Consider the following 3,915-nt stretch of genomic DNA (forward strand, 5'->3'; position numbering starts at 1 on the left):
TATTTATACTACTCCAAATGCAGCTAGAACTATACAAATAGCCATAACTGAGATTAGTATAGTAGTTGTTTTAACCTTTTTTCCTAATAGCCAGTACATAATTCCAAATATCATGGCCGGAAGCATACATGGCATAATTTGATCTAAATAAGTCTGGATAGGTTCTGCCCACTCTCCACTACCTACACTCATAGTAAGTTCTAGAGCTACATTTGATGCAGTCATACCTCCAATTACCATAAGTCCTAACATTGAAGCTGCTTCCATAACTTTTGATACTATGTTCGAGCTACTTACATCTTTAAAGAACTGAGTTCCATATTTAAATCCTTTATCTAAACATATGTAACGTATGATAAAGTGTGGAATGTTTATTATTAAAAGGAATAAAATTGGTCCCATTATATTTCCTTGAGAAGCTAAGGCTATACCAATACCAGCTGCTATAAGTTTTAATGTTCCCCAGAAGAATGAATCTCCAATTCCCGATACTGGTCCCATCAAACTTGATTTAACAGCATTTATACTATTTTCATCAAAGTTTTCATTCTTTGCTTTTTCTTCTTCCATAGCTCCAGATATACCTACTAAAAGAGTACTTATATGAGGAGTAACTGACATAAATTCAAGATGTCTTTTTAAAGCTTGAGATCTTTTTTCTTTATCATCTTTATATAATCTACGAATTATTGGAGCCATCGTATAAGCATATGCTAAATTTTGCATACGTTCATAGTTCCAAGATGAATCTATTGTTAAAGATCTTCTAAAACATTTCCAAAAATCTTTTCTTGTAATTTTACTATCTTGTGAAATTGTTTCTAGTTTCTTAGAATTCGTTGTCATCTACTACTACCTCCTTATCTCCTGTAAAGTTAACATATATTAAAGCTATTGCCAGTCCAAATAACGCAATTCCTGTTACACTTATATTTAAATAAGAAACCATTATAAATCCTAATAGTAAAAATGCTACTGTTTTCTTATTAAGCATCATTCTAGCTAACATGGCAAAACCTATAGCCGGTATTACTCCTGCTGCAACGTCCATTCCATGAATTACATATTCTGGTATAAATGAAAGTATTTTTTCTATTGCTGGAACACCTAGTGAGAAACCTATACCCACTATTATTGCTAATATTGCTTTGTTTCCTATAGCAAATAATAGTTGCATACGTTCAACACCTTCAATATCTCCTTCTTGAGCATATTGGTCAGCCAGGTGAGCTCCCCATGTAAGCACAACTGTCATCAAGAAATTATCTATAAGTAATACTAACGTCGCTATAGGAACTGCAAGCACAACTGCTGCAGATACATCTTGACCAGTTAATATTACAAATGCTGTAGCAATAATAGATCCAGATACGAAATCAGGTGGATTACTTGCGCCAACTGGGAATGCACCCATAAATACTAATTCTAATGTTGATCCTATTACTATACCTGTATGTAAATCACCTAATGCTAAACCAACAAGTGGTGCAACAACAATAGGTCTATTATGCATTGTAGAACCTACAAAACAGTGCATATATGCAAAGAATGCAATTAAAGTTATTAAAATAACTTGTGTCATTTCCATATTTGTTACCCCCTAAAAATAACTTATACTAGTTTCATTACATTTGTAGCATCATCATCTGGAACTAATTGTACGAATACATTTACTCCATTTGAATCTAATTCTTTAATCATTTTTATGTCATCTTCTGATACGTGAACTGCTTTAGATATATTTTTACGATTATCATCTGATTTTGTTCCTCCAAGATTTATTGCCTTTATATCTTTAACTTCTTTAGCTAATCTGTAAACGTCTTCTACAGATTCACAAAGTATTAATAAATTATATTTATCAGTAACACCTGAGTTAAGTGCTTTTACAGAATCCTCTATGCTTTTCATTACAAGTTTAACATTAGAAGGCTTAGCCATTTTTAACCCTGCCATTTTTAAATCATCTTTTAATAAATCATCACTTGCTATTAATATACAATCTGTACTTAAAAACTTTGTCCATGTAAATGCTACCTGTCCATGTATAAGTCTGTGGTCTACTCTTACTAATTTAATCATTATAATTCCTCCCTAATTCTTTTTATTTCATCCATAAATGTTTTTACATGCTTTGGACTTACATCTCCAAAGTCTTTGTAATTATCTTTGAAATAACTTCCTATTATTGCCATATCCCCTATTTCAAGTTGTTTTTTTGCATTTTCTATTGTAACTCCAGCTGCAATAACTAATGGGAAATCTCCTACATTATTACGGAATGTTTCTATTTTTTCCATTGATGTTTCTTGACCTGTAGCATTTTCTGTAACTGCTATAGCATCACATCTAGTCATTCCTATTTTTAAATCTTCTTCAACAGTTTTTTCTGATAACACTGGTTGATATTTAAAACGTACTCCACCAATTAAATAAGCTTTGCATTTTGAACGATGTAGTTTGAAAAATTCTTCTAATGTAGCCTCATCTCTAGGTTTAACATGACCTACAACAGAGTCAACTTGTACGTAATTTGCATTATATTTTGTTGCTAATTCAAACCCCATAGTATCAACATTTAAGCAATTTACTCCATATGGTATTGATAAATTAGCATTTGATATATAGTCAAGTATTCTTTCTAAGTCATAGTAATTACCATAGTAATTCTCTAACATTATTCCATCTACACCATTTTCTTCAAATATAGCAATTTCTCTTTTTGCTCTTTCAAAGATATCTTGTGGACTATCACCCTTTAAATGTACCATCGCTATTATTGGTTTCTTATTTTTGAAAACTGATAATATCCCCTTATTTTCCATGAACTAAAATCCCTCTTCTTCCTCATTTATTTGTAATGTTACATTTTGAATTCCAATTCTAGATTCTTCCACTAACTGATCTATATCTTCATTTGTTAGTTCTTCAGAAAATCTTGTAAGAAGCTCTAACACCATATTTAAATTCATTCCCGAAAATAACTTAACATTAGACAAAGTAGTCAATCTTAACATAGCAGTACATACACTAGCACCATATAAATCAGCTAAAACTACGTATTCTGTTTCTTTATCTTCTGATATTGTTTTTTCTAATTCTAAAGCAAAGTCTGCTGCACTTTCTCCTGGAAGTAAGCTATATGAACTTACGCAATTTGCTAAGTCCCCTACTATCATTCTTGCTGAATCTAAAAGACCATTTGAAAATTGACCATGAGAAGCTAATATTATTTTTCTCATATTTATTCCCCCTAAATATAAATTATATTTCTGCTGATACTGCATATTTGTACTTATCACTTCTTATAAACTGTTCATTATAATATAATACATCATTATTTTCTGTGTATACTAGTTGCCTAACTTTCAATAATGGCATATTACTTGCACATTTAAGATGTCCAGAATAATCTTTATTGGAGTGTTTGACTTCAAATATATTTTCTACACGCTTAGGTAGTGTACTTATATTTTTAGATATAACTTCCATTAAAGACCTATCTTCTAACTCTTCTTTTAATAAAAACATATAATCTATTCTAAAGTAATCAACTTCAAAAATAACAGGTACATCATCTATTAATCTAAGTCTTTTAATACATATTATCTTTTCTTCTGGTTCGATATTTAAAGCCTCAGACACATACTTGTTAGCTTTTTCTATTGTAGTAGAAATTATTTTAGTACTTGGTTTTGCATTAATACGATGACAAGAATTAGTAAAACTATTTCCTGCACATGTTGCCTCTATTCTTTCTGGAATTGTTACATAAGTTCCCTTACCACGCTTTTTACATAATATATCTTCTTTTACAAGCTCACTAAGTGCATTTCTCACTGTTATACGACTTATATTAAACTCTTTACATAAGTCTCCCTCTGATGGAAGTTTGTCGCCTGGTTTATATATACC

6 protein-coding genes are annotated in these 3,915 nt (G+C 30.9%); all 6 read right to left on the minus strand.

Features of this window, described 5'->3' with window-relative positions; all coding sequences use genetic code 11:
- Positions 1-3: 3 nt before the first annotated feature.
- Positions 4-846, minus strand: coding sequence for a PTS system mannose/fructose/sorbose family transporter subunit IID (locus CHL78_RS19735; protein ID WP_094369766.1), 843 nt, complete (start codon positions 844-846; stop codon positions 4-6).
- Positions 830-1,588: a PTS mannose/fructose/sorbose/N-acetylgalactosamine transporter subunit IIC gene (locus CHL78_RS19740; protein ID WP_094369765.1), complete on the minus strand. Its 759-nt coding sequence runs from the start codon at positions 1,586-1,588 to the stop codon at positions 830-832. Before CHL78_RS19740 ends, CHL78_RS19735 begins: the two co-directional genes overlap by 17 nt.
- A gap of 23 nt (positions 1,589-1,611) precedes the next feature.
- Positions 1,612-2,082 (minus strand): PTS sugar transporter subunit IIB, encoded by a 471-nt coding sequence (locus tag CHL78_RS19745; RefSeq protein WP_094369764.1) that lies wholly within the window; start codon positions 2,080-2,082, stop codon positions 1,612-1,614.
- Positions 2,082-2,825, minus strand: coding sequence for a BtpA/SgcQ family protein (locus tag CHL78_RS19750; protein ID WP_094369763.1), 744 nt, complete (start codon positions 2,823-2,825; stop codon positions 2,082-2,084). Before CHL78_RS19750 ends, CHL78_RS19745 begins: the two co-directional genes overlap by 1 nt.
- A 3-nt stretch (positions 2,826-2,828) precedes the next feature.
- Positions 2,829-3,242: a PTS sugar transporter subunit IIA gene (locus CHL78_RS19755; RefSeq protein WP_094369762.1), complete on the minus strand. Its 414-nt coding sequence runs from the start codon at positions 3,240-3,242 to the stop codon at positions 2,829-2,831.
- Between the two features lie 22 nt (positions 3,243-3,264).
- Positions 3,265-3,915, minus strand: a 651-nt coding sequence (locus tag CHL78_RS19760; protein ID WP_147295864.1) for a GntR family transcriptional regulator, incomplete at its 5' end; no start/stop codon positions are given.

The organism is Romboutsia weinsteinii, assembly GCF_002250835.2.
Lineage (GTDB): Bacteria > Bacillota > Clostridia > Peptostreptococcales > Peptostreptococcaceae > Romboutsia_A > Romboutsia_A weinsteinii.

Excerpts from the sequence above, each read along its gene's own strand:
- CHL78_RS19740 (WP_094369765.1), bottom strand. The coding sequence starts at position 1,588 with ATGGAAATGACACAAGTTATTTTAATAACTTTAATTGCATTCTTTGCA.
- CHL78_RS19750 (WP_094369763.1), bottom strand. The coding sequence starts at position 2,825 with ATGGAAAATAAGGGGATATTATCAGTTTTCAAAAATAAGAAACCAATA.
- CHL78_RS19745 (WP_094369764.1), bottom strand. The coding sequence starts at position 2,082 with ATGATTAAATTAGTAAGAGTAGACCACAGACTTATACATGGACAGGTA.
- CHL78_RS19755 (WP_094369762.1), bottom strand. The coding sequence starts at position 3,242 with ATGAGAAAAATAATATTAGCTTCTCATGGTCAATTTTCAAATGGTCTT.
- CHL78_RS19735 (WP_094369766.1), bottom strand. The coding sequence starts at position 846 with ATGACAACGAATTCTAAGAAACTAGAAACAATTTCACAAGATAGTAAA.